Annotated in this window: 24 protein-coding genes; 10 read left to right on the top strand and 14 right to left on the bottom strand. The window is 72.5% G+C overall.

Annotation, left to right across the window (positions count from 1 at the left end; genetic code table 11):
• Window positions 1–34 precede the first annotated feature (34 nt).
• The gene (locus tag EIM47_RS14315; protein ID WP_037034790.1) at window positions 35–1,273 is read right to left on the bottom strand and encodes an MFS transporter; all 1,239 of its coding nucleotides are present in this window, start codon (window positions 1,271–1,273) and stop codon (window positions 35–37) included.
• A gap of 206 nt (window positions 1,274–1,479) precedes the next feature.
• On the opposite strand from EIM47_RS14315, the gene EIM47_RS14310 reads away from it, so the two are divergent.
• The gene (locus tag EIM47_RS14310; protein WP_019399091.1) at window positions 1,480–1,668 is read left to right on the top strand and encodes a hypothetical protein; all 189 of its coding nucleotides are present in this window, start codon (window positions 1,480–1,482) and stop codon (window positions 1,666–1,668) included.
• A 13-nt stretch (window positions 1,669–1,681) separates the two neighbouring features.
• Here EIM47_RS14310 and EIM47_RS14305 read toward each other — a convergent pair whose 3' ends face one another.
• Window positions 1,682–2,419, bottom strand: coding sequence for a DNA-formamidopyrimidine glycosylase family protein (locus EIM47_RS14305; RefSeq protein ID WP_125077297.1), 738 nt, complete (start codon window positions 2,417–2,419; stop codon window positions 1,682–1,684).
• A 90-nt stretch (window positions 2,420–2,509) separates the two neighbouring features.
• Between EIM47_RS14305 and EIM47_RS14300 the strand changes: the two genes are divergently transcribed.
• From EIM47_RS14300 to EIM47_RS14285, 4 genes are all read left to right on the top strand, one after another.
• Complete coding sequence (locus EIM47_RS14300; protein ID WP_125077296.1) at window positions 2,510–3,121, top strand: ACP phosphodiesterase; 612 nt, start codon at window positions 2,510–2,512, stop codon at window positions 3,119–3,121.
• Between the two features lie 69 nt (window positions 3,122–3,190).
• On the top strand, window positions 3,191–4,873 hold the full coding sequence (gene treA / locus EIM47_RS14295) for an alpha,alpha-trehalase TreA (RefSeq protein ID WP_125077295.1): 1,683 nt from the start codon (window positions 3,191–3,193) through the stop codon (window positions 4,871–4,873).
• A gap of 7 nt (window positions 4,874–4,880) precedes the next feature.
• Window positions 4,881–5,537: a glutathione S-transferase family protein gene (locus EIM47_RS14290; protein WP_125077294.1), complete on the top strand. Its 657-nt coding sequence runs from the start codon at window positions 4,881–4,883 to the stop codon at window positions 5,535–5,537.
• Between the two features lie 90 nt (window positions 5,538–5,627).
• On the top strand, window positions 5,628–8,117 hold the full coding sequence (locus EIM47_RS14285) for a glycoside hydrolase family 9 protein (protein WP_125077293.1): 2,490 nt from the start codon (window positions 5,628–5,630) through the stop codon (window positions 8,115–8,117).
• A 64-nt stretch (window positions 8,118–8,181) separates the two neighbouring features.
• On the opposite strand, the gene EIM47_RS14280 is transcribed toward EIM47_RS14285, so the two are convergent.
• Window positions 8,182–10,845, bottom strand: a complete 2,664-nt coding sequence (locus EIM47_RS14280) for an EAL domain-containing protein (protein WP_125077292.1) — start codon at window positions 10,843–10,845, stop codon at window positions 8,182–8,184.
• Window positions 10,846–11,060: 215 nt separating this feature from the next.
• On the opposite strand from EIM47_RS14280, the gene EIM47_RS14275 reads away from it, so the two are divergent.
• On the top strand, window positions 11,061–11,897 hold the full coding sequence (locus tag EIM47_RS14275; protein ID WP_028915131.1) for an MnmC family methyltransferase: 837 nt from the start codon (window positions 11,061–11,063) through the stop codon (window positions 11,895–11,897).
• A 1-nt stretch (window position 11,898) separates the two neighbouring features.
• On the opposite strand, the gene EIM47_RS14270 is transcribed toward EIM47_RS14275, so the two are convergent.
• The 4 genes from EIM47_RS14270 to EIM47_RS14255 form a co-directional block, all read right to left on the bottom strand.
• On the bottom strand, window positions 11,899–12,417 hold the full coding sequence (locus tag EIM47_RS14270) for a nucleoside 2-deoxyribosyltransferase (RefSeq protein WP_019399083.1): 519 nt from the start codon (window positions 12,415–12,417) through the stop codon (window positions 11,899–11,901).
• 100 nt (window positions 12,418–12,517) lie between these two features.
• Complete coding sequence (locus EIM47_RS14265; RefSeq protein ID WP_125077291.1) at window positions 12,518–12,967, bottom strand: universal stress protein; 450 nt, start codon at window positions 12,965–12,967, stop codon at window positions 12,518–12,520.
• A 100-nt stretch (window positions 12,968–13,067) separates the two neighbouring features.
• Window positions 13,068–13,583 carry a hypothetical protein gene (locus EIM47_RS14260; protein ID WP_125077290.1) on the bottom strand — a complete coding sequence of 172 codons (516 nt, stop codon included), beginning with the start codon at window positions 13,581–13,583 and terminating at the stop codon, window positions 13,068–13,070.
• Window positions 13,584–13,597: 14 nt separating this feature from the next.
• On the bottom strand, window positions 13,598–14,011 hold the full coding sequence (locus EIM47_RS14255; RefSeq protein ID WP_028915134.1) for a CBS domain-containing protein: 414 nt from the start codon (window positions 14,009–14,011) through the stop codon (window positions 13,598–13,600).
• A 162-nt stretch (window positions 14,012–14,173) separates the two neighbouring features.
• Between EIM47_RS14255 and EIM47_RS14250 the strand changes: the two genes are divergently transcribed.
• The gene (locus EIM47_RS14250; protein ID WP_019399079.1) at window positions 14,174–14,446 is read left to right on the top strand and encodes a hypothetical protein; all 273 of its coding nucleotides are present in this window, start codon (window positions 14,174–14,176) and stop codon (window positions 14,444–14,446) included.
• Window positions 14,447–14,500: 54 nt separating this feature from the next.
• Here the strand turns inward: EIM47_RS14250 and EIM47_RS14245 are convergent, their stop codons facing one another.
• Genes EIM47_RS14245 through EIM47_RS14230 form a run of 4 tightly spaced genes read right to left on the bottom strand, consistent with a single transcriptional unit; the run spans window position 14,501 to window position 17,720 of the window.
• Entirely contained in the window at window positions 14,501–15,436 is a 936-nt protein-coding gene (locus EIM47_RS14245; RefSeq protein ID WP_019399078.1) for a YbhN family protein, read from the bottom strand.
• The gene (clsB, locus tag EIM47_RS14240) at window positions 15,433–16,650 is read right to left on the bottom strand and encodes a cardiolipin synthase ClsB (protein ID WP_125077289.1); all 1,218 of its coding nucleotides are present in this window, start codon (window positions 16,648–16,650) and stop codon (window positions 15,433–15,435) included. The genes EIM47_RS14245 and clsB overlap by 4 nt, the downstream gene beginning before the upstream one ends.
• Window positions 16,647–17,426, bottom strand: a complete 780-nt coding sequence (locus EIM47_RS14235) for an endonuclease/exonuclease/phosphatase family protein (protein WP_028915137.1) — start codon at window positions 17,424–17,426, stop codon at window positions 16,647–16,649. The genes clsB and EIM47_RS14235 overlap by 4 nt, the downstream gene beginning before the upstream one ends.
• A gap of 15 nt (window positions 17,427–17,441) precedes the next feature.
• Entirely contained in the window at window positions 17,442–17,720 is a 279-nt protein-coding gene (locus tag EIM47_RS14230; protein WP_125077288.1) for a hypothetical protein, read from the bottom strand.
• 196 nt (window positions 17,721–17,916) lie between these two features.
• Here EIM47_RS14230 and EIM47_RS14225 point away from each other — a divergent pair, with 196 nt between their 5' ends.
• Complete coding sequence (locus EIM47_RS14225; RefSeq protein ID WP_019399074.1) at window positions 17,917–18,204, top strand: hypothetical protein; 288 nt, start codon at window positions 17,917–17,919, stop codon at window positions 18,202–18,204.
• Between the two features lie 187 nt (window positions 18,205–18,391).
• On the opposite strand, the gene EIM47_RS14220 is transcribed toward EIM47_RS14225, so the two are convergent.
• Window positions 18,392–19,063 carry an SDR family oxidoreductase gene (locus EIM47_RS14220; protein WP_125077287.1) on the bottom strand — a complete coding sequence of 224 codons (672 nt, stop codon included), beginning with the start codon at window positions 19,061–19,063 and terminating at the stop codon, window positions 18,392–18,394.
• A 162-nt stretch (window positions 19,064–19,225) separates the two neighbouring features.
• Here EIM47_RS14220 and EIM47_RS14215 point away from each other — a divergent pair, with 162 nt between their 5' ends.
• Window positions 19,226–19,996 (top strand): glycine zipper domain-containing protein, encoded by a 771-nt coding sequence (locus EIM47_RS14215; protein ID WP_125077286.1) that lies wholly within the window; start codon window positions 19,226–19,228, stop codon window positions 19,994–19,996.
• A gap of 111 nt (window positions 19,997–20,107) precedes the next feature.
• Here EIM47_RS14215 and EIM47_RS14210 read toward each other — a convergent pair whose 3' ends face one another.
• Together EIM47_RS14210 and EIM47_RS14205 are read right to left on the bottom strand one after the other, a co-directional pair.
• On the bottom strand, window positions 20,108–20,593 hold the full coding sequence (locus EIM47_RS14210; protein WP_019399071.1) for a pyridoxamine 5'-phosphate oxidase family protein: 486 nt from the start codon (window positions 20,591–20,593) through the stop codon (window positions 20,108–20,110).
• Between the two features lie 20 nt (window positions 20,594–20,613).
• Entirely contained in the window at window positions 20,614–20,985 is a 372-nt protein-coding gene (locus EIM47_RS14205) for a glycine zipper 2TM domain-containing protein (RefSeq protein ID WP_019399070.1), read from the bottom strand.
• A gap of 219 nt (window positions 20,986–21,204) precedes the next feature.
• On the opposite strand from EIM47_RS14205, the gene EIM47_RS14200 reads away from it, so the two are divergent.
• Window positions 21,205–21,639, top strand: a complete 435-nt coding sequence (locus EIM47_RS14200; protein ID WP_125077285.1) for a hypothetical protein — start codon at window positions 21,205–21,207, stop codon at window positions 21,637–21,639.
• The last annotated feature ends 124 nt before the right edge of the window (window positions 21,640–21,763 follow it).

The following is a 21,763-nucleotide window of genomic DNA, read 5'->3' as shown; positions in this document are numbered from 1 at the left end:
GCGTATGGAGCGCGCCATCGCGACGCGGCGCGGCTCAGGCAGCCGGGCAGCAGGCCTCGGCGCGCAGGCGCCGGGCGCGGGTGCGCGCGGCCCACAGGTACAGGCCGATGCCGGCCACCGCGGGGATGGCGCCGACCGGGCCGGTGGAGGTCCAGCCGAAGCCGGCGCTGATCGCCATGCCGCCCAGCAGCGGGCCCAGGGCATTGGCGGCGTTGAACGCGGCATGGTGCGAGGCGGCGGCCAGGGTCTGCGCCTCGCCGGCCACGTCCATCAGGTGCGACTGCAGGATCGGGCCCAGCGCGCCCATCGCGCCAATGCACACGGTGGCCAGCAGCAGGCTCCACGGCGCCTGTGCCGCCAGCGGGAACAGCAGCAGCATCACCAGCGCCCAGCCCAGCACCACCGGCACCGCGCGGAAGCGCAGGCGGTCGAACAGCCAGCCGCCGACCATGTTGCCGATCAGGCCGCCCAGGCCGAAGCCGGCCACGCCCACCGGGATCCACGCCGGGGCCACGCCGGTCACCTGCACCATGGTCGGCGCCAGGTAGCTGAAGACGCTGAACATGCCGGCGAAGCCGATCGCGCCAATCAGCAGGCCCTGCCACACCGGCAGGCGGTTGAACGCGCGCAGTTCGTCCAGCACCCGGGTGCGCGGGGCCTTGCCGTTGGCCGGCAGGTAGAGCGCCAGCAGGGTCAGGGTGGCCAGCGACACCAGGGCGACGAAGGCGTAGGTCCAGCGCCAGCTGGCCAGCTGGCCCATCCAGGTCGCCAGCGGGGTGCCCAGCAGGATCGCCAGGGTCAGGCCCAGCATGCTCAGGCTGACCGCGCGCCCGCGCGCCTCCGGCGGGGTGATCGCCACCGCGGTCAGCGCCGCCACGCCGAAGTAGGCGCCGTGCGGCAGGCCGGCGATGAAGCGGAACAGCATCAGGCTCAGGTAGTCCGGGCCCAGCGCGGTGGCCAGGTTGCCGGCGGCGTAGAACGCCATCAGCGCCAGCAGCAGGGCCTTGCGCGACAGCCGCCCGCCAAGGATCGCCAGCAGTGGCGCGCCGACCACCACGCCCAGGGCGTAGGCGCTGATCAGGTGCCCGACCTGCGGCTCGCTGACGCCCAGCTCGGCGACCATGTTGGGCATCAGGCCCATGCTGGCGAACTCGCTGGTGCCAATGGCGAAACCGCCCAGGCTCAGGCCGGTGAGGATCAGGGCGCGCTGGCGCGGACCCACGGCAAGCGCCGGGGCGCCCGGGGAGGCGTCGGGGATCGGGGAGACGGACATGGGCGGCATTATGCTGCATCGCACAATGCGATGCAGCCGGGCAGGCGACAGCCGCATCACGCCGGCCGGCCTACGTTCAGCCATGCCGGGCCTCCGGCCCGCGGGCGCCGGCGCTCCGGGCTTGACCGCGATCAATGCCGCCCCCGCCCGCCGGGCCGAGGATCGGGCCATGGCGGTGGACCACCGCCGTCACGGGAGAGACGGTCATGGACATTTCGCTGATGGGCCTGGGGCATGCGCTGCTGCTGTTCGCCCTGCCGGCGGCGCTGGTGGGCGTGGGCAAGCTGGTCTCGCCGGGGCACCGCGGCTTCGAGCGCGGCTGGTGCGGGGTACTGTTCATCGCCCTGTGCGCGGCAGTCGCGGCGCAGGCGGTGCTGTCGCGGGTCGCGCTCTGAGCGCTGCCACGGCTCAGGCATACAGCCGCTGGCAGCGGCTGCACCAGAACGCACGCCGGCGCGCCAGGCCCAGCTCCTTGCGGTAGCTCAGTTCGGTGCCGTCGCGCGGGCAGGTCTTCTTCGCGTGCACCTGCCAGTGCTTGCGCAGCACGAAGGCCTTCTTCCATTCGAGGAAATCGAAGCTGTACTGCCGCGCCTCGGCCACCAGCTGGCCCAGCTTGCGCGGCGGCAGCGCGCCGATCCGACTTTCCGGATGCACGCGGATGCGGTGCAGCACCTCGTTCTTGATGATGTTGCCGACCCCGGCGAACACGTCCTGGTCCAGCAACGCGTCGGCCGCCAGCGCGTCCGGCCGCGCGCGCAGCTTGCGCCGCGCCGCCGCCGGATCCCAGGCGTCGTTCATCACGTCGGCGCTCCAGTCGTAGACCTCGTCCAGCGGCTGCTCGATGAAGCGCACCGAACAGGCATAGAAGTTCAGCTCGCGGCCGCCGGCGAACTCCAGCCCCAGCCGCGCCGGTGTGGCCTTGCGCTCGTCGATCCGGTAGCTGCCGAACAGCATGAAGTGGATGCGCACGGCAAAGCCGTCGAACTCCATCAGGAAATGCTTGCCCCAGCTGCGCAGCGCCACCAGGCGCTTTCCGGCGATGCGCTGGATCGGCTCGCGGCTGTTGCCGTGCACCGCGCGCACCTTGCGCCCGGCCAGGCCCGCGGCGGCTTCCCTGAGGATGACGATGGAAGGGCCTTCGGGCATGGCCGGCAGTATCGCGGGCGGTGGTGAGGCGGGCGTCAAGCACGCCTTGCGTACAGGTTCGCGGCGCCGGCGCATGCGAAAATCGCGGCGATGAACTACCTCGCCCACACCTACCTGGCCGCCCCGGATCCGGAGGCGATGCTGGGCGCGCTGCTGGGCGACTTCGTGTTCGGCCTGGCCGCACTGGCCGACTACAGTCCGGTGGAGCGGCGCGAGATCCTGGTCCACCGCCGCGTCGACCGCTACACCGACGACCATCCCGTGGTCGCCCGGGCGCGGGCGCTGTTTGCGCCCGGCCTGCGCCGCTATGCGGGCATCGCCCTGGACGTGTACTACGACCACCTGCTGGCGCGCGACTGGACGCGGCATTCGGGCGAGCCGCTGGACCGCTACACCGCCCGCTTCTACGAACACCTCCTCGCCCAGCGCGCGCGCCTGCCAGAGCGGTTGCAGGGCCTGGCCCCGCGGATCGCCGCCCACGACTGGCTGGGCTCGTACCGCCGCCGCGAAAGCGTGGACCTGGCGGTGACCCGCATCGCCACGCGCCTTTCGCGCAACGGCGAACGCCTGGTCGCCTGCCTGGACGACCTGCGCCGCCACGAGCAGGAGATCGCGGCCGGGTTCGAGGCGTTCTTCCCGCAGTTGCAGGCCTACGCGGTGCAGGCTCGCGCATCGCTGGCGGAGGCCGCGGACCGCAGCTGAGGGCAGCCTTGCCGCTTCCATCGCGTCGCCGGTGCGAACATCGCCCGGTCACGCGTCCCGGAGGCCGCCATGCCACGCCATCCCGTCCGCCGGTTGCTGCTCGTGCTGCCCCTGCTGCTTGGCGCCTGCGCGGCGCGCCCGCCCCTCGCCGGCCAGCCCGCCACGCCGGCAGCCACTGCCGCGGAGGACGCGCGCAGCGTGCGCACGCCGGACCAGGCCTGGCCGGCGGTATTCGCCGCGGTGCAGGAAGCGCGCCTGTTCGCGGACCAGAAGTACTTCGTGGACGCGGTGCCGCGCAGCGACCCGGCGACGATCGAGGCCGCGTTCGCGCAGCAGCGCGGCCTGCCCGGCTTCGACCTGCGCCGCTTCGTGGAGGGGCATTTCGTGCTGCCGGACGAGGGCGCCGCCACCGACATCCCCAGGCGCGACAGCCTGCGCGCGCATATCGATGCGCTGTGGCCGCTGCTGACCCGGCGCAGCCCGGCGCCGCGGCCGCATGACAGCCTGCTGCAATTGCCGCATCCCTACGTGGTCCCGGGTGGCCGCTTCCGCGAGGTCTATTACTGGGATTCGTACTTCACCATGCTCGGCCTGGCGGAGAGCGGACAGCACGCGCTGGTGCGGCAGATGCTCGACAACTTCGCCCACCTGATCGACGCCTGGGGCCATGTCCCCAACGGCAACCGCAGCTACTACCTCAGCCGCTCGCAGCCGCCGTTCTTCTCGCACATGGTGATGCTGCAGGCAAAGCTCGAGCCGGCCGCGCCGGTACGCTACCTGCCGCAGCTGCGGCGCGAGCACGCGTTCTGGATGGATGGCGCGGAAGCGCTGCGGCCGGGCCAGGCGCATCGCCGGGTGGTGCGGCTGGCCGACGGTAGCCTGCTCAACCGCTACTGGGACGACCGCGACAGCCCGCGCCCGGAATCCTACGTGCAGGACCGCCAGACCGCGGCCGCGTCCACCCGCCCGGCCGGCGAGGTCTACCGCGAGCTGCGCGCCGGCGCCGAAAGCGGCTGGGATTTCTCCAGCCGCTGGCTGGACGATCCGATGCGGCTGGACACAATCCACGTCACCACGCGCGTGCCGGTGGACCTCAACAGCCTGCTGCACCACCTGGAAACGACCATCGCCCTGGCCTGCGGACAGGCCGGCGACCAGGCCTGCGCACGCGACTACCAGGCCCGCGCAGGCGCGCGCGCCGCCGCCATCGAACGCCACCTGTGGCAGGCGGACGGCTACTACGGCGACCTGGACCTGCGCGACGGCCAGGTCCGCACCCAGCCCACCGCCGCGGCGCTGTTCCCGCTGCACGCCGGCATCGCTTCGCCGGAGCGGGCGCGCAGTACCGCGGCCATGGTGCGCGCGCGGCTGCTGAAGCCGGGCGGCCTGGTGACCACCACCATCGACAGCGGCCAGCAGTGGGACGCGCCCAACGTGTGGGCGCCGCTGCAGTGGATCGCGGTCGACGGCCTGCGCCGCTACGGCGAGGACGCGCTGGCGCGCGACATCGCCGCCGGCTTCCTCGGCAACGTCAGGACCCTGTTCGGGCGCGAGCACAAGCTGGTGGAGAAGTACGACGCCGACGGCGCGCTGCAGGGCGGTGGCGGCGGCGAGTACCCGTTGCAGGACGGCTTCGGCTGGACCAATGGCGTGGCCCTGGCGTTGCTGGCGCTTTACCCGCAGCTGGAACGCGAGCCGGTGTCGAATCCCGCCGCGCCCGCGCGTCGCAGCGAGGACTCCACCACCCGCTGAGGCCACGATGAGCCTTGCCCTGTACGCGCACCCGTTCTCCTCCTACTGCCAGAAGGTGCTGGTGGCGCTGTACGAGAACCAGGTCCGGTTCGAGTACCGCCACCTGGAGGCGCCGGGGAACATGGACGCGCTGCGCGCGCGCTGGCCGATCGGCCGCTTCCCGCTGCTGGTGGACGGGGAACGCAGCCTTCCGGAGGCCAGTGCCATCATCGAGTACCTGCACCTGCGCCGCCCCGGCCCGGTCCCGCTGCTGCCAGGCGATCCCCTGCAGGCACTGGAGGTGCGGTTTCTGGACCGCTTCTTCGACAACTACGTGTCCACGCCGCAACAGAAGGTGGTGCTCGACGCACTGCGCCCGGAAGGCCAGCGCGATCCGCAGGGCGTGGCCGAGGCGCGGCGCCTGCTGGAGACCAGCTACGCCTGGCTGGAGCGGCATCTTGCCGATGGCCGCACCTGGGCCGCGGGCGCGCACTTCAGCCTGGCCGACTGCGGCGCCGCCCCGTTCCTGTTCTATGCCGACTGGACCCAGCCGATCCCGCCCGGATGCGCGCGGGTCCACGCCTACCGCGCGCGGCTGCTGGCCCGGCCGTCCATGCGCCGCGCCGTCGACGAGGCGCGGCCGTACCGGCATTACTTCCCGCTCGGCGCGCCGGACCGCGACTGAAGCCGGCGGCCGCGCTTGCTGCACCGCAGCTGGGTTAGCCCGTGACCCGATGTTAGCGTTCACATCGAAATCCGAGGGGAGCCCAACGCAATGTCGCCACGCCGCAGTCCGCGATCCATCCGCGCCCGTTCCGTCCTTGCCGCTGCCCTGCTGGCGGCGCTGCCGCCGGCCCTGGCCGAGCCGCTGCGCCTGACCGAGCAGGAGTACTTCAGCCGCCCCGGCCTGGACGTGCTGGTGTTCAACAACTACTACGACGGCCTGTTCTCCGACGCCAAGCACGCCGGGGTGGAGCTGATCCACCACGGCGTGCGCACCGCCACCAACGGCGACGTGCGCCTCTCGCCCACGCCCGAGCAGTGGGATCCGGTGGCGCAGCTGGTCGAGCGCAAGGTCGATCCGCGCACCGGCACCGTCACCACCCGCCTGGCCTATCCGAAGGAAAACTTCGAATACAGCATCCAGGTCTCGCCGCAGGGCGAGGGCGTGCGCGTGCAGGTGCTGCTGGACAAGCCGCTGCCGAAGTCGCTGCAGGGCCGCGCCGGGTTCAACCTCGAGTTCCTGCCCTCGGCCTATTTCGGCAAGTCCTGGGTGGCCGCCGGCGAGGGCGAGCGCAGCGGCCAGTTCCCGCGCTACCCGACCGGCCCCACCGGGCGCGACGCCGGGGGCAAGCCGGTGCGCCTGCCGATCACCACCGGCAAGCGCCTGGTGCTGGCGCCGGAGGACCCGCAGCGCCGGGTGACGATCGAAAGCCGCAGTGGCGACCTGGGCCTGTACGACGGCCGCAACCAGGCGCAGAACGGCTGGTTCGTGGTGCGCACCCTGCTGCCGGCCGGCAAGCGCGGCGCGGTGCTGGACTGGAGCGTGGAAGGCCACACCCTGCCGGGCTGGACCCGCGATCCGGTGATCGGCCACTCGCAGGTGGGCTACCACCCGGCGCAGCGCAAGGTCGCGGTGCTGGAAACCGATCCGCGCGCGGCGGCGCCGGGCCCGGCGCGGCTGCTGCGGATCGGCGCGGACGGCAGCCAGAGCGAGGTGCTCGCGGCCACGCCGGCCCCGTGGGGCCGCTACCTGCGCTACCAGTACTACACCTTCGACTTCTCCTCCGTGCGCGAGCCGGGCCTGTACGTGATCGAGGCCGCCGGCCAGCGCACCCACGCCTTCCGCATCGCCGAGGACGTCTACGCCGAGGCCTGGCATCCGACCCTGGACGTGTTCTTCCCGGTGCAGATGGACCACATGTTCGTCAACGAGGCCTACCGGGTCTGGCACGGCCGTCCGCACATGGACGACGCCCGCCAGGTGGCGCCCAACCACGAGCACTTCGACCTGTTCGGCCAGGGTCCGGAGCTGGATTCGCCGTTCCAGCCCGGCGAGCACATCCCCGGCCTGAACTACGGCGGCTGGTTCGACGCCGGCGACTTCGACATCCGCACCCAGACCCACTACGCCACCGTGCTGTCGATGGTCGATACCTGGGAGCGCTTCCGCCCCGAGCGCGACGAAACCAGCATCGACCAGCAGCGCAAGCACGTGGAGATCCACGTGCCGGACGGCAAGCCCGACCTGCTGCAGCAGATCGAGCACGGGACCCTGGCCCTCATCGCCCAGCACCGGGTGTTCGGCCATGCCATCCCCGGCATCGTCGAACCGGACCTGGGCCAGTACACCCACCTGGGCGACGCCTCGACCAAGACCGACGGCAAGGTCCACGACCCCAATGACCCGGATTCGCCGGCCGACGACCGCTGGGCCTTCACCACCGCCACCACCGCGCTCAACTACGGCTCGGCCGCCGCCCTGGCCGCGGCCAGCCGCGCCCTGCGCGGCTACAACGACGCCCTGGCCGAGGAGTGCCTGGAGACCGCGCGCAAGGCGTGGGACTTCGAGCAGTCGGGCGAGCCGAACCTGTTCCGGGTGGGCAACACCACCGGCGGGCATCCGGACGACGAGCAGCTGCGCGCGGCCGCGCAGCTGCTGCTGAGCACCGGCGATGCGAAGTACGCCGAGGCGATCCGCGCGCTGTGGCCTTCGGTCGGCGGCGAGCGCTTCGGCTTCAACATCCCGGCGCTGCTGGCCGCGCTGCCGAAGATGGACGACGCCTTCCGCGCCCAGGTGCGGGCGCGCGCCGAGCGCCTGCGCGAGGAGTTCGCGCCGATGCTGGGCGAGAACCCGTACGGGGTGCCGATCACCCGCGGTGGCTGGGCCGGCAACGGCGCAGTGGTCGGCGTGGCGATCGCCAACTACCACCTGCACAAGGCCTTCCCGGACCTGTTCGACGCCGAGCCCACGCTGCGCGGCCTGGACTACCTCTACGGCACCCATCCGGACTCGAACATCTCGTTCGTGTCCGCGGTCGGCGCGCGCTCCAAGGAGGTGGCCTACGGCAACAACCGCGCCGACTTCAGCTTCATCGCCGGCGGCGTGGTCCCGGGCGTGCTCGTGCTCAAGCCGGACTTCCCGGAGAACAAGGAGGACTGGCCGTTCTTCTGGGGCCAGAACGAGTACGTGATCGACCTGGCGGCCAACTACATGTTCCTGGTGCACGCGGCCCAGGACGTGCTGCAGGCCCGCAAGCCCTGAGCCCGGACGGGCGGCGCCGGCCAGGCGCCGCCCGCCCGCACCCGGCCGCGGTGCACGACGCGGCTCAGCGCGGCGGCGGCACCGGATCGCGCTGGAACACCACCCGGTCCGGGCAATGCAGGGCGAAGCCCTGGGCCAGGTCCACGCCGCGCTCGCGCAGCAGCGGCAGCATGCGCGGGTCGTCCACCCACTCGGCGACCACCCGCAGCCCGCGCTGGTGGCCGATCTGGGCGATGGCGCTGACGATGATGCGGCTGACCGGGTCGCTGTCCAGGTCGCGGATGAAGCTGCCGTCGATCTTGATGATGTCCACCGGCAGGTTCTTGAGGTAGCCGAAGGAGGACATGCCGGCGCCGAAGTCGTCCAGCGCGATGCGGCAGCCGGCCGCGCGCAGGCGCTCGATCACCGGCACCACCCGGCGCAGGTTGCGCACCGCCACCGTCTCGGTGATCTCCAGGCACACCCGCCGCGGCTGCACCGCGTACTCGGTGATGCAGCCGAGGATGTAGTCGGCCAGGCCCGGGTCCTCGAGGCTGGCGCCGGAGAGGTTGATGGCGAAGGCGCGCAGCCCGGCGCCGCACGGGTGCAGGCGGTCGGCATTGGCCAGCGCGTTGCGGATCACCCAGCGGTCGATCGCCGGCATCAGGCCATAGCGCTCGGCCGCCGGCAGGAACGCCCCGGGCATGACCACGTTGCCGTCCTCGTCGCGCAGGCGCAGCAGCAGCTCCACCCGCGGCGCGTGGTCGCCCGGCTCCGGGTCCAGCGGCACCACTTCCTGATAGTCCAGCAGCAGGCGGTCCTCCTCCAGCGCGCGGCGCAGGCGCGTGGCCCATTCCATCTCGCCCTGGCGGCGGGTGGTGTCCACGTCCTCGCGGTACAGCTGCACCCGGTTGCGGCCGTTTTCCTTGGCCTGGTAACAGGCGCTGTCGGCCCAGGCGAGGATGTCCTTGAGGGTGGCGCCGGGGCGGTCGGCCACGACCACGCCGATGCTGGCGCTGACCGTGTAGCTGCGGCCCTCCCAGGGGAACACCACGTCCTCGATGCAGTGGCGCATGCGCTCGGCCAGCGCGCGCGCCTGCATCGGCCCGGTGGCCGGGGCCAGCAGCCCGAACTCGTCGCCGCCCAGCCGCGCCAGCAGGTCCTGCGGCCGCAGCTGGCTGCGCATGGCCTGCACCAGTTCCACCAGCAGCTGGTCGCCGGCCATGTGCCCGGACAGGTCGTTGACCAGCTTGAACTGGTCCAGGTCGATGTACAGCACGGCGAAGCTGGCCGACGGGTCGGCCTCCAGCCCGGCCAGCGCCTTCTGCAGGCGGCGCTCGAACTCGCGCCGGTTGTACAGCCCGGTCAGCTCGTCGTGCGCGGCCTGGTAGCCCAGCCGCTCGGTGAGCTTGCGTTGCTCGCTGACGTCGTTGGCCACCATCAGCACGTGCGGCACGCCATCCACCTCCACCGGCGCCAGCGAGGCGTGCGCCCAGAACGGCTCGCCCTGGGCGGGCACCATCAGCGCCTCGCGCCCGCTCCAGTCGCCGCCGGCCGCGGCCACCCGCAGCGCCTCGCGGCCCAGCGCCGGGTCGGCGAACAGCGAGGGCAGCAGCTGCCCGATCACCGCGCCCAGCTGGCGGCGCGCGGCCTGGTTGGCGTAGCTGATGTGGCCGTCGCGCGCGTCCACCAGCAGCACCAGCGCCGGCAGCAGCTCGTTCAGGGCGCGGAAGCGGGCCTCGCTCTCGCCGAAGCGCTCGCCCATGCGCCGGCCCATCTCCACCGCGCGGCGGCGGGTGTTGGCCAGGGTCCACAGCAGCAGCGCCAGCAGCAGGCTGATCACGGTGCCGGTCAGCGCCACCATGGCCACGCTGGAGTAGCTGGTCTTGCCCGCGCGCGGCCACAGCAGCAGCTGCCAGCGGCGGCCGCCGAACTCGACCAGCCGCACCTGGGCATCGGCCGGCGGTTGCAGGCCCGGCTCGGAGGCGTGGATCAGGCCGTCGTCGTCCGGCATGTCCAGGTCGCGCAGCTCCACGTGCATGTATTCCAGGATCCGCCCCTCCAGCGCGCCCAGCACGGTCGGCGCCAGGCGCAGGCTGATCGCCAGCGCGCCGAGCTCGCGCTCGCGGCGCTCGGCCACCGTCAGCGGCGCGCGGCCGGGGCTGTACACCGGCAGGCGCACGGTCACGCCCAGCGCCGGCTCGCCCTCGCGCCCCCGGTACTGCATCAGCGGGAACGGCGCGGACATGGCCACCGTGTCGGTGTCGCGCGCGCGCTCCAGCGCCTGCAGGTTGGCCTGCTGGCTGGCGCTGTCGAAGCCCAGCAGCATCTCGTTGCCGGCCAGCGGGGTGACCAGCTCGTAGGGATAGGACGGGCCGGGATGGCGGCGCGCGAACGCGGTCACCACGTGCCCGGGCATGCGCTCGTTGGCGCGCAGGTTCTCCTGGTAGCGGTCGAAGATGGCCTGGTCGACGTGGTCGCTGCCCAGGAACACGGTCTGCATGGCGCGCAGCGCCTGCGCCGCCAGCTCGAGGTCCGAAGCCAGCCGTTCCTGCGCCGAACGGCCCATGGCCCGGTGCATGGCGCGGGCCTCGGACTGCACCGCCACCAGCTCGCGGCGGGCGGCCTCGGCCGTGCACAGCAGCCCGGCCAGCAGCACCAGCAGCGCCCAGGTCCGCGGCGCCAGCCGCGAGGCCCGGAGGCTCTCGGCTTCGCTGGATGGAGCCGGCGTGGGATCCTGCATCGTCATCCGTGCATTCCTGCATGGCCAGTGGAGAACAACGGGGCGAAACCGCCCGGATCCCGGACCATGCCTCCTCCCGGCGGCATGGCCGGCCATCGTCGTCGATCGGCCCCCTGCGCCCATTCTTGACCGGAACCGGGGGGCAACGCACGCCGCGCCGGGCTGCGACGCAGGCAGGCAGGGGGTACGATGCCCCGCCCTGCCCGCCGTCCCCTTCGCCCATGCCCCACGCCCCGCTGCTCACCCTCGACGTCGCCCGGGCGCTGGAACGGGCGCGCGCGGCCGGCGCGGCAACCTGCGAGGCCTCGCTGGACCTGGGCCGCAGCCGCGCCGTGGTCGCGCTGGCCGCGGAAGCCTGGAGCTGGAATGGCAGCCAGTACCCGTACCCGGGCAAGCTGCGCGACCGCACCATCTACCACTTCGACGGCCAGGACTGGGAACCGGCCGCGCGCTACGCCGGCTCGCTGATCAAGCTGGTGCCCACGCCCTGGGGCCCGCCGACCTTCGAGATCGACGGCATCAAGATGCTGCCCACCGCGAAGGAATCGCCACTGGAGGACGCGCGGCGCAAGGTGGCCCTGGTGCAGCCGCGCGGGCGCACCGTGCTGGATACCTGCGGCGGCCTCGGCTACTTCGCCGCCTGCTGCCTGGAGGCCGGGGTGGCGCGCATCGTCTCGTTCGAGAAGAACGAGAGCGTGCTGTGGCTGCGCACCCTCAACCCGTGGTCGCCGGACCCGGATGGCGCCGAGGCCGGCGGCCGCCTGGAGCTCAACCACGGCGACGTATCGCAGGCCATCGCCGGCCTGCCGGACGCCTCGTTCGATGCGCTGCTGCACGACCCGCCGCGCTTCGGCATCGCCGGCGAGCTGTACTCGCAGGAGTTCTACGGCCAGCTGGCGCGGGTACTGCGCCGCGGCGGCCGCCTGTTCCACTACACCGGCAGCCCCAACCGCCTCACCAGCGGCCGCGACGTGCCGCGCGAGGTCGCCCGGCGCCTGGACAAGGCCGGCTTCCGCGCCGAGCCGGCGCTGGACGGGGTCCTGGCGGTGCGCCGCTGACTCAGCCGCCACGCAGGTGCGCGGCCAGCCAGGCCAGGGCCGCCTCCGCATCGCCGACCCCCAGCGGCGCCGGCACCGAGAGCATCAGGTTCAGTGGCAGGCCGAACTCCTCGATGTTCCAGCCATGCGCGTCGAGCAGGCCGTCGGCACCGATCGCCTGCGGATGGCGCAGGCGGATGCGCTGGGCCAGGCTGCCGTGCTCGGGGATGTAGCCGTAAACCGGCTTGCCCCTGGCCACCGCGTAGCCGACCTCGAAGCAGGTGCCGCTGTCCGGTTCCGGGCCGCGGAAGAAGTCCAGGTTGGCCAGCACCGCGTCGACGCGCCCGATCAGGGCGATGTTGTTGCGGTAGATCCAGGCCGCTTGCGCCGCCGGATCGGTGATCTCCGCCGGCACTTCCTGGTCCAGCGGGAACAGTCCCTCCAAGCCGTGGCGCGCGCACAGCGCCTTCAGCTGCCGCCCGCGCTCGGCGGCATCGGGGCGGAACACGTCGGGGCCGGCAAGGTAGAGCGAACGGATCATCGGAAAAAAAGCGCGCGCCACCGGGGCGCGCGAAATCCGGAGGTTGGCACGCCGCCCCGGCCGAGGGGTGGAGAAAACCGGGGCGGCGTGCCGCTGCAGGTCACTGCACCGGCGGGCGGTACACCAGCACCGGAATGTCGGAATGGGTCAGCACCTTGGCGGTGACGCTGCCCAGCACCAGCGCCTTGATGCCGCGGCGGCCATGGGAAGCCATCGCCACCAGGTCGCAGCCGCGCTCGCGTGCGGTCTGGATGATGGCCTCGTGCGGGTCGTCGGCGCTCAGCGAAACGGCGTCGTGTTCGACGCCGGCGGCCTTGGCCAGCTCGGTGGCGCGCGCCATGCGCCGGTCGGCTTCCTCGCGCGCGTACTTCTCGTAGGCATCGCGGGTGGCGGCCACCTGCTCGGGCTCGTAGGCCACCACCTGGAACGGCTCGATCACGGTCAGCACCGTGATCCGTGCGCCCAGGCTCTTCGCCAGCCTGAGCGCCTGTTCCAGCGCGCTGTCGGACAGCGGCGAACCATCGGTCGGAACCAGGATATGCGTGTACATGGCACTGCCTCCTTCCCTAGGGTGGAGGCATTCTCGGCCCGCGCCGTGGGCATGGCCTTGATCCGGATCAAGCCGCGCCTTGCCGTTGCGTGTTGCGGATTCAGGAAGCGCGGCCGTCCTGCACGCCGAGCACGGTTCCGCCCTGGGCATCGGTCTGGCAGGTCCAGGCGCTGCGCAGTTCCTGGCGCTGGACCCTCACCTCCACGCCGGCCTGGGTGCGCGCGGTGCCGGTGACGACCAGCTCGGCGGCCGGGGTGCCGGAGACGCGGGCCACTTCCTCCACGCAGGCGCGCTGCGCGGCCGGGTAGCGGTCCAGCGCGGACTGGCCGGCCTCCGTGCCTGCACCGGCTCCAGCGCCCGCTGCGGCGGGGGACGCGGCCCCGGCCGTACCGCCGTCGTCCATCGCATTGCCGCCGGTATCCATGCCGGTCGGCGCACCGGTGCCGGGGGTGTCGGCCATGGCCGGGTCGGCGGCATTGCCTGCCGCGGCGGCGGTGTCCGTGGGGCTGTCCTGCAGGGTGCCGCCCTGGGTAGTCCCGGGTCCGGCATCGCGATCGCAGGCGCACAGGCACAGCGTGGCCACCAGGGCCGCGGCGAGGATCCGCTCGTGCTGCATGGGACTCTCCCGTTTCAGTGCGGACGCGCCACGCCGCGCAGCAGTTCCTGCGAGGCCTGCTGGTCGTGGCTGTAGGCGAAATTGGCCAGCGAGACGATGCCGACCAGGCGCATGTCGCGGTTGAGTACCGGCAGGCGCCGCTTCTCCAGCCCGGCCATGTTGGCCGCGACTTCGTCGACGTCCTCGTCGTCGAAGCAGTACTTCACTCCAGCGGTCATCACCTCGCGCACGCTGCTGTCCGGGTCCAAGCCCTCGCCGATGCCGCGCAGGACGATGTCGCGGTCGGTGACGATGCCGACCAGGCGGTCGTCCTCGCCCACCGGCAGGCAGCCGACATCACGCCGGGCCATCTCGCGCGCGGCTTCGCGCAGCGTGGTGGCGGGCGATACGACGCACACATCGCGGCTCATGACGTCGCCGATACGCATGGCACTCTCCTGGGCTGGGATGGAACCTGCGATGCTCCGCCGGCGCTGATTAACCTGCCGGCAAGAAACTGGCATGGTTTCCGTTAACCCGTCGCTGCCGGCGCCTGCGCCACGTGCCGCAAACTGACACCACCGTGACGGGGCGCGGCCGAAGATGCAGCCATGGAAAACAGGTCCGCCATCGACGCCGAGCTGCAACGGCTGGAAAAGCTGATTCCGGAGCTCAAGGCCCAGGGCGACGAGGCCGCTGCGCTGGACCGCTTCGCCGAGGCTTCCGCGCCGCTCACCCGCAATGCCCCGCCCGAGCACGAGGCCTACATCACCCGGCGCCTGCAATGCATGCTGGTGCAGGCCGGCCTGGTCGCCGGAGCGCCGGAAGGCGAACCCTGCGAAGGTGGCGAGGACGCCGCGCCGCCGGAGGCGCCACGCGGATAAGGTTCGGGATCGGGATTCGGGACCGGGGTGCTGGGGCGGGAGGTGGTTGCCGGCTCAGCCGGCGCGCGGAGCCGTGCGCGGAGGACGCCGTGCTTCCAGTGTCGCGTAGAGCACCAGGGCAATGGCCAGGGGCAGTACGTAGTAGAGCCCGCGCCAGGCCAGCAGGGCGGCGATGATTGCCGGTCGTCCCAGTTCCCCGCCCAGGGCCAGCAGGAAGGCCGATTCCCAGGCGCCAAGCCCGGCCGGGGTATGCAGCAGGGCTCCGGCCACCGCTGCGAGCAGCACCACCGCCAGCACCCGCGGATAGGCCACGCCATCGGGTAGCAGCACGAACATCAGCGCACCAATCAGTGCCCAGTTCAGGGTGGACAGCAGCAGCTGCCAGCCCGCGATGCGCAAGGTGGGCAGGGGCAGGCCATGGCCGCGCACCCGCAACGGGCGGCCCGGCCAGCGCGCACAGGCAAACAGGTAGGCCGCAACCAGCAGCAGCATGGCCGCGCCCAGTATCCGCCAGGCCGCTTCGGGCGCCACGCCGCCCGGCAGCGGCAGGCGCGCACTGGCCAGCACCATCCCCGCCAGCAGGCAGTAGCCGATCCAGTTGGTGGTGACCGCGTACAGCGCCACCCGCGCGATCGGGCCGCCCGCCAGGCCGGCACCGCGGTACAGGCGCAGGCGCATGCCACCACCGCCGACCAGCGCCCCGAAATTGAGGCTGAAGGCGTAGCTGACCAGGGCGATGCAGACGGTGCGCCGCGTGCCGACGCGATGCCCGACCTGGCGCCGCGCCAGCAGTTCGTAGCCGCAGTACAGGGCATAGCTGGCCGCCACCAGCGCCAGCGCGGTGGCCAACGTGCCCGCGCCGTAGCCGCGCAGGGCAGCAGCCACCGCGGCCCAGTCGGTCTGGCGCGCCAGCCGCAGCAGCAGCACCGCGACCACGCCCAGGACCGCGAGGGTGAGCAGCCGCAGCAGCAGGCGCCGGCGCGCGCTCATCGCCGCAGCGCCGCCAGCCAGCGGCGGGCCGTTGCGTCCTCCTTCGCGCGCCCGGGCGCGGCCAGGGTCTCCACCCACGGGGTGTGCGCCGGCAGCAACCCGGCCCAGCGCGGGAAATGGCGCAGCACGTGGTACAGCAGCGGCTGCGGCACCCGCCAGCGCGGGCGGCGGGCGAGGTCGGCCAGCGTCACCGCTTCGCAGTGGTGCTCCCACAGCCGCTGCAGGGAGGCCGCCAGGGTGCCGGCGAAGTCGCGGTCGCGCACCACCAGGTTGGCCTCGAGGTTGAGCGACAGGCTCAGCGGATCCAGGTTGCTGGAGCCGACCGTGGCCCAGTCGTCGTCCACCACCGCGACCTTGCCGTGGAACGGACGGGTGCAGTACTCATGGATGCGCACCCCGTCGCGCAGCAGCTGGCGGTACAGGGTGCGCGCGGCCAGCGGCGCCGCCGGGGTATCCGGCTGGCCCTGCAGGATCAGCCGCACGTCCACGCCGCGGCGCGCGGCGGCGGCCAGGTCGTGCAGGAAGCCGTAGCCGGGGAAGAAATAGGCATTGGCCAGCAGGATGCGCTTGCGCGCGGCGCGGAACGCCGCGCGGTAGGCCTGCTCGATGTCGGTGCGGTGGCGGTCGTTGTCGCGCACGACGAAGGCCGCCCCTGCCTCGCCGGCGGGCGCCGCCGGCGTGGTGGCGGGCGCGGGTGCTTCGCCGGCCTGCGCGGCCACGAAGCGGTGGATCTCCGCGACCACCGGCCCACGCACTTCCACCGCGTAGTCCTGCTTGGAGTCAGGGCCGGTATGCAGCAGGTGGTCGGCCGAATAGTTGATGCCGCCAACGAAGGCGACCGTGCCGTCGACCACCAGCAGCTTGCGGTGCATGCGGCGGAACACGTTGAGGCGGATGCCCAGCGGCTGCGGTCCCGGGTCGTAGCTGCGCAGGACCACGCCGGCTTCGGCCAGCGCGGCGACGAAGGCGGCGGAGAAACCCGGCGAGCCGTAACCGTCCACCAGCACCGACACCCGCACGCCGCGCCGCGCCGCGTCCACCAGGCGCGCATGCAGCGCCTGGCCGACCTCGTCCTCGAACAGGATGAAGGTCTCCAGCAGGATCTCGCTCCGCGCGGCCTCGATCGCGGCGAACGCGCGCGCATAGAAGCCCTCGCCGTTCTCCAGCAGGCGCACCGCATTGCCCGATTGCCAGCACGAAAGCCCGCCACTCATGCCGCCACCTCGCCGGAAACGCGCGCGTACAGCGGCAGGTGGTCGGACAGCCGCGACCAGGGCGCACCGCGCGGCATCGCCACCTCGTGCACCTGCAGGCCACGCACGTAGATTCGGTCCAGCGGCAGCAGCGGCCACAACGCGGGGAAGCTGCGCGCCAGCCGGCCGCGGCGCTGCTCGAAGACCTCCACCAGGCCGCAGTCCAGCACCTGGCGGTGGGCGGCGGCACGCCAGTCGTTGAAGTCGCCGGCCACCACCACCGGGGCATCCACCGGCACTTCGGCGCGCAGCACCTCGCGCAGCAGGCCGACCTGGCGGCGGCGATGGGCCTCGCGCAGGCCCAGGTGCACGCAGACCGCGTGCAGGTGCTGCGGGTGGCCGGGCAGTTCCAGCTCGCAATGCAGCAGCCCGCGGTTCTCGTGGCCGGCCACGGATACGTCGTGGTTGGCGTGGCGCACGATCGGCAGCCGCGACAGCAGCGCGTTGCCATGGTGGCCGTGCGGGTAGACCGCGTTGCGGCCGTAGGCGAACTGCGGCCACAGGGTGTCGGCCAGGTATTCGTAGTGCGGCACGTCCGGCCACTGCCGCCAGCGCCGGGCGCGTTCGCGGTGGTCGCCCTGCACTTCCTGCAGGAACACCAGGTCGGCACCCAGCGCGCGGATCGCCTCGCGCAGCCGCGGCAGCACGAAGCGTCGCTGCAGCATGTCCAGGCCCATGTGGATGTTGGTGGTCAGCACGCCCAACCCGGGCAGCGGCGGGACGGCTGGCGGCGCCATGGACATGGACGCGGCTCAGTCGTCGTCGCGGTCGCGCCCGGCGGCCTGTTCCAGCGCGTCGTGCTGGCCGAAGTCCGGCTGGGTGCTGCCATCGCGGCGCGGCCGGCCTTCCGGCTCGCCCTCGCCCAGCGATCCGCCCTTGCCGTGCCCGCGGGGGTACCAGCCTTCGCCTGAGCCCTCCGCGGGCAGCGGCGCGGACGGATCCTTGCGGCCGTGTCCGGACGGATCGGTGTCGGGGCCCTTGCCGCGGTAGGCGGACTGGCGTTCGTCGTGGGTGCTGGGTGGCTTGGCCATGGTGCGCTCCGGTTCGGGATATCTCCGTCCGGATGCTGCGCCGCGCCCCATGAAACGCCCGTGGAATCGGCGCCGCGTTGCGGCTGCCATTCATCCGCGCGCGGATGACGGCGCCTGCACCGCCGGGTCACGTCCGCCTAACCGCACAGGCTCCAACCTCGGATCTCCTTCCCCGCGAACACTGAGGAGCAAGACCATGGGAATCCTGCGCACCGCGGCGGTTGCCGCGCTTGGCGTCGTCGCCTACCGCGCCTGGCAGCGGCACAAGTCCGACGGCGGTTCCAGCCACGCCGTGGCGGACGATGCCGGCACCACGCCGCCGCATGGCGATCCGCGCCGCGAGGATATCGACGGCGGCGACGAAGCCCGCGCCAGCTCCGACGTCGTCGGCCTGGGCGGCACGCCCGATACCGCCGCCACCTTCGACGGCGAGGAATCCGAGCCGCCACGCGCGGCCCAGGCCAGTCCGGGGTTTGGTGGCTGAAGCCGGCCATGCGGCAGTCCGGGCTCCTGCGGCCGGAGCCCGGCACCATCGCCTTTCCAGGCCAGTGGATCCGCCGTGCCGGATGAGGGGTATCGCACGTACTTGCGAATGCCCGGCACGGTGGCCTGGCCGCCGCATCGGCATGCTCCCGGCAGGCAGGACCGCTCGCCTGCAGGGAGGAAGCGGCTTACCAGGGCAGCGGCGTGCCGTTGGCGTGCCAGAAGCTGCCGGTCTCGGCCAGGGTCAGGCCATCCAGGCGCGCGATCAGGTTGGCTGCCGCCTCGTCCGGACCGATGTCGCCCTGGCCACCAAGCATGTCGGTGCCGACCCGTCCCGGGTGCAGCAGGAACACCGCGATCCGGCGCGGAGCCAGGTCCACCGCCAGCGACTTGCCGATCGCGTTCACCGCCGCCTTGGAAGCGCGGTAGCCGTAGTAGGCACCGGAACCGTTGTCCTCCACCGAGCCCATGCGGCTGGTGATGATGCCGATCTTGCCGCCGTCGGCCAGCTGCGCCTGCAGCGCCGCGGCCACGCGCAGCGGACCGAGGGTGTTGACCTCGAACTGGCGCTGGATGCGCGCAAACGCGTCCGCGTCCAGCGCCTCCAGGGTCTCGTTGCTGAAGATGCCGGCGTTGAGCACCAGCACGTCGATGCGCCGGCCCTGCAGCCGCTCCGGCAGCGTGGCCACGGCCTGCGCATCGGAAACGTCGACGCCGTCGATGACCTCCGCCCCGCTGGCGCGCAGCGCATCACTGGCCTGGCGGCACACGCCGATGACGGTTTCGCCGCGTGCCCGCAGCTGCTGCGCCAGCGACAGGCCAATGCCGCGGTTGGCGCCGGTGATCAGGTAGGTGGCCATGGGAACTCCTTGCAAAACGTGGGGTCGGCCATTCTAGACTTGCCCTCGCGAGGCCGCGCCTTCATCCGCGGCTGACACCCGGCACACGGCCGTTGAACGGTGCCGGTGCAAGGGTGCGGGTTTTCCCCGGCCCGCCAAGGGCCGTCTCCTGGAGGTGAGCCCATGAGCAAAGAACCCCGTGATCTCAACCGTGATCCGATCACCGGCGCGCCCGGTTCCCATCCGGTGGGCGTGGGCGTGGGTGGCACCGGCGGCGCCGTCGCCGGCGCCGCGGTCGGCTCGCTGCTGGGACCGATCGGCACGCTGGTCGGCGGCGCGGTCGGCGCGCTTGCCGGCGCCGCCGCCGGCAAGAACGTGGCCGAACGCCTGGATCCCACCGCCGAGGCCGAATACTGGCGCACCGAGTACGCCAACCGCCCCTACAACGACCCGGGCTTCGACTACGACAGCGACTACGCCCCGGCCTACCGCTACGGCCTGGACGTGCGCGAGCAGTCCGGTGCCGGCCAGCGCTGGGACGCCTCGCTGGAGGCACGCGCCCGCTCCGGCTGGGAGCAGGCCCGGGGCGGCTCGCGCCTGACCTGGGAGCAGGCACGCGACGCGGTGCGCGACGCGTTCGAGCGCTCGGACCGCACCTACCGCGCCTACGAGGCGACCGACGGTTACTACGCCGACCAGTACGAGGCGGCCGACTACTACCTCAGCGACTACGACTACGAGGACTACCGGCCGGCCTACCGCTACGGTACCTACGCCCGCAGCAACCTGCGCGGGCGGGTCTGGGACGCGGAACTGGAGCAGGAACTGGAGCGCGGCTGGGACAGCGCGCGCGGCAGTTCGCGCCTGGACTGGGAGGACGCCCGCGACGCGGTGTGGGACGCCTGGCACGGCGCCGAGCGGTTGTTCCCGGACGACGGATACACGCGGCGCTGAGCGCCGCAACGGCAAGGCCCGGGCGCGCCGGGCCTTGCAGGGCAGCATCGCCGGACAACAGCGGAGGCGCGCCGGGCGCGCCTCCGCCGCCCCCTTTCCGGCCGGCTTGCCTCAGCCGAGGTCGACCCGCGCGACCTTGTCCTTGTAGTCCTGCTTGGGGTCGATGCCCATCAGCATCTTCACCCCGGCAAACAGGCTGTTCTCGTTGAGCCAGACCTCGCCCTGGTCCGGGTCCAGGCGCAGCAGGGCCAGCTTCGGATCGTCCTTGCCCTCATACCAGGCGGCGACGAACGGGTTCCACAGCCGCTCCACCACCGCGCGGTCGGTATCCACCGCCAGCTGCCCGCCGATGCTGGCGAACAGGTCGTGGTCCTTGGCCACGAACGCGGCCGTGGCCCGGCGCGGGCCGGACAGTTCGCGCACCAGGGCGTTGTCGGTGGAGGTGAAGAACCAGATCGGACCATGGCCTTCGTGCTCCAGCTGCGCGGTCATCGGCCGGGTGTGGCCGTCCTCCATGCCGTCCACGCCCAGCATCACGGTCATGTCCGACTTCAGCGCCTTCCAGAATTTGCGTTCGAGTTCCTCGGGACTGGCCATTTCCGGCTCCTGTGTGGGGATCAGCGCCAGACGCGCTCGCAGCGGGTCTCGACCTGGCGCTGGCCGCGCCGTTCCTGGTTGTTGCCCTGGATGTTGCGGCCGATGGCGCCACCGGCGACCGCGCCGCCGACCGTGGCCAGCTTCTTGCCCTTGCCACCGCCGACCTGGTTGCCGAGCAGGCCACCGATCACCGCACCGGTGGCGGTACCGGCAATGCGGTTGGGATCCTTGGTGTTCTGCGCGACCTCGACTTCCTCGCAGACCACGCGGCTGCCGTCACTGAAGCGGCGGCCCTCGTCCTCCGGTCCGTAGGTCTGCTGCGCGCCGGCCACGCCGGCTCCCAGCAGCAGCGGCGCGGCGGCCAGCAGGCGAAGCATCTTCCGGGTGTTCATGGAGGGTCCTCCGTCGTGTGTGTCCCCGCAGCCTTCCGCAGGCGCGGACAAACGACGGTGAAAAACCGGCGCTGCACGGGTGCGCACCGCAGCGGGGGTTCATCGACGTGAGACCCGTGAAAGTGTGAACTTCCGTGAAGGGGTCAGAATTCCCTGATAGCGCGCCCCCCCAGTGGCACGGGAAGCTTGCGCTGCAGGGGAAACAACCCACAGGTCGATATGTGCACAGCTGATCCTCGCGCCGCGGCGGGCGGTGGCCGCGACAGTGGCGGTCACCGGCCCCGGGCCGACCGCAGGTCCCGTTCTCCCGCTTGGTCGCGCTGGGCCTGGAGCGCCGGCACGGCCACCGCGGTCGCCGGCACCTGGCTGCTGGCGCGGGTCGCCGCCCCCGAAGTCGCCGGGCTGGCGGCGCTCACCGATTTCGCCGGCCGCGACAACGTGTTCCTGGGCGTGCTGTCCGGGCTGGGCGCGGCGCTGGCCGCCTACCTGGCACGCGGCGGCCGCGCCGCGGTCCGCCGCCGGCGCCAGCTGGTGGCCATCGCCCTGGGCCTGCTGGCGATCTGCAGCCTGTTGTTCGGGGCGCGCGGCCTGATCCTCATGCTGCTGCTGGAGGTGGCGCTGGCCGGCTCGTTCCCGCGCGAGGGGCCCTGCTAGCTCCTGCGCAGTGCCGGCGGCAGGTTGCCGGGACCAGGGGCGGATGCAGCCTGGCGCGGAGGCGCCGGGACACGGCTGCCCCGCAGGCCCGATGCCCGCGCGTGCGGACGACGTCCCCGGGGCG

It is taken from the genome of Pseudoxanthomonas sp. SGT-18 (genome assembly GCF_003931645.1).
Lineage (GTDB): Bacteria > Pseudomonadota > Gammaproteobacteria > Xanthomonadales > Xanthomonadaceae > Pseudoxanthomonas.
The sequence above is the reverse complement of the archived record's forward strand: the minus strand, read 5'-3'. Positions and strand labels throughout refer to the sequence as shown.

What these genes read in the sequence shown, in the direction of transcription:
- EIM47_RS14315 (WP_037034790.1), bottom strand. Translation starts at nt 1,273, where the DNA reads ATGTCCGTCTCCCCGATCCCCGACGCCTCCCCGGGCGCCCCGGCGCTT.
- EIM47_RS14275 (WP_028915131.1), top strand. Translation starts at nt 11,061, where the DNA reads ATGCCCCACGCCCCGCTGCTCACCCTCGACGTCGCCCGGGCGCTGGAA.
- EIM47_RS14245 (WP_019399078.1), bottom strand. Translation starts at nt 15,436, where the DNA reads ATGAGCGCGCGCCGGCGCCTGCTGCTGCGGCTGCTCACCCTCGCGGTC.
- EIM47_RS14250 (WP_019399079.1), top strand. Translation starts at nt 14,174, where the DNA reads ATGGAAAACAGGTCCGCCATCGACGCCGAGCTGCAACGGCTGGAAAAG.
- EIM47_RS14205 (WP_019399070.1), bottom strand. Translation starts at nt 20,985, where the DNA reads ATGAACACCCGGAAGATGCTTCGCCTGCTGGCCGCCGCGCCGCTGCTG.
- EIM47_RS14230 (WP_125077288.1), bottom strand. Translation starts at nt 17,720, where the DNA reads ATGGCCAAGCCACCCAGCACCCACGACGAACGCCAGTCCGCCTACCGC.
- EIM47_RS14260 (WP_125077290.1), bottom strand. Translation starts at nt 13,583, where the DNA reads ATGCAGCACGAGCGGATCCTCGCCGCGGCCCTGGTGGCCACGCTGTGC.
- EIM47_RS14265 (WP_125077291.1), bottom strand. Translation starts at nt 12,967, where the DNA reads ATGTACACGCATATCCTGGTTCCGACCGATGGTTCGCCGCTGTCCGAC.
- EIM47_RS14280 (WP_125077292.1), bottom strand. Translation starts at nt 10,845, where the DNA reads ATGACGATGCAGGATCCCACGCCGGCTCCATCCAGCGAAGCCGAGAGC.
- EIM47_RS14200 (WP_125077285.1), top strand. Translation starts at nt 21,205, where the DNA reads ATGTGCACAGCTGATCCTCGCGCCGCGGCGGGCGGTGGCCGCGACAGT.
- EIM47_RS14210 (WP_019399071.1), bottom strand. Translation starts at nt 20,593, where the DNA reads ATGGCCAGTCCCGAGGAACTCGAACGCAAATTCTGGAAGGCGCTGAAG.
- EIM47_RS14285 (WP_125077293.1), top strand. Translation starts at nt 5,628, where the DNA reads ATGTCGCCACGCCGCAGTCCGCGATCCATCCGCGCCCGTTCCGTCCTT.
- EIM47_RS14290 (WP_125077294.1), top strand. Translation starts at nt 4,881, where the DNA reads ATGAGCCTTGCCCTGTACGCGCACCCGTTCTCCTCCTACTGCCAGAAG.
- EIM47_RS14255 (WP_028915134.1), bottom strand. Translation starts at nt 14,011, where the DNA reads ATGCGTATCGGCGACGTCATGAGCCGCGATGTGTGCGTCGTATCGCCC.
- treA (WP_125077295.1), top strand. Translation starts at nt 3,191, where the DNA reads ATGCCACGCCATCCCGTCCGCCGGTTGCTGCTCGTGCTGCCCCTGCTG.
- EIM47_RS14215 (WP_125077286.1), top strand. Translation starts at nt 19,226, where the DNA reads ATGAGCAAAGAACCCCGTGATCTCAACCGTGATCCGATCACCGGCGCG.
- EIM47_RS14305 (WP_125077297.1), bottom strand. Translation starts at nt 2,419, where the DNA reads ATGCCCGAAGGCCCTTCCATCGTCATCCTCAGGGAAGCCGCCGCGGGC.
- EIM47_RS14270 (WP_019399083.1), bottom strand. Translation starts at nt 12,417, where the DNA reads ATGATCCGTTCGCTCTACCTTGCCGGCCCCGACGTGTTCCGCCCCGAT.
- EIM47_RS14310 (WP_019399091.1), top strand. Translation starts at nt 1,480, where the DNA reads ATGGACATTTCGCTGATGGGCCTGGGGCATGCGCTGCTGCTGTTCGCC.
- clsB (WP_125077289.1), bottom strand. Translation starts at nt 16,650, where the DNA reads ATGAGTGGCGGGCTTTCGTGCTGGCAATCGGGCAATGCGGTGCGCCTG.
- EIM47_RS14225 (WP_019399074.1), top strand. Translation starts at nt 17,917, where the DNA reads ATGGGAATCCTGCGCACCGCGGCGGTTGCCGCGCTTGGCGTCGTCGCC.
- EIM47_RS14300 (WP_125077296.1), top strand. Translation starts at nt 2,510, where the DNA reads ATGAACTACCTCGCCCACACCTACCTGGCCGCCCCGGATCCGGAGGCG.
- EIM47_RS14235 (WP_028915137.1), bottom strand. Translation starts at nt 17,426, where the DNA reads ATGGCGCCGCCAGCCGTCCCGCCGCTGCCCGGGTTGGGCGTGCTGACC.
- EIM47_RS14220 (WP_125077287.1), bottom strand. Translation starts at nt 19,063, where the DNA reads ATGGCCACCTACCTGATCACCGGCGCCAACCGCGGCATTGGCCTGTCG.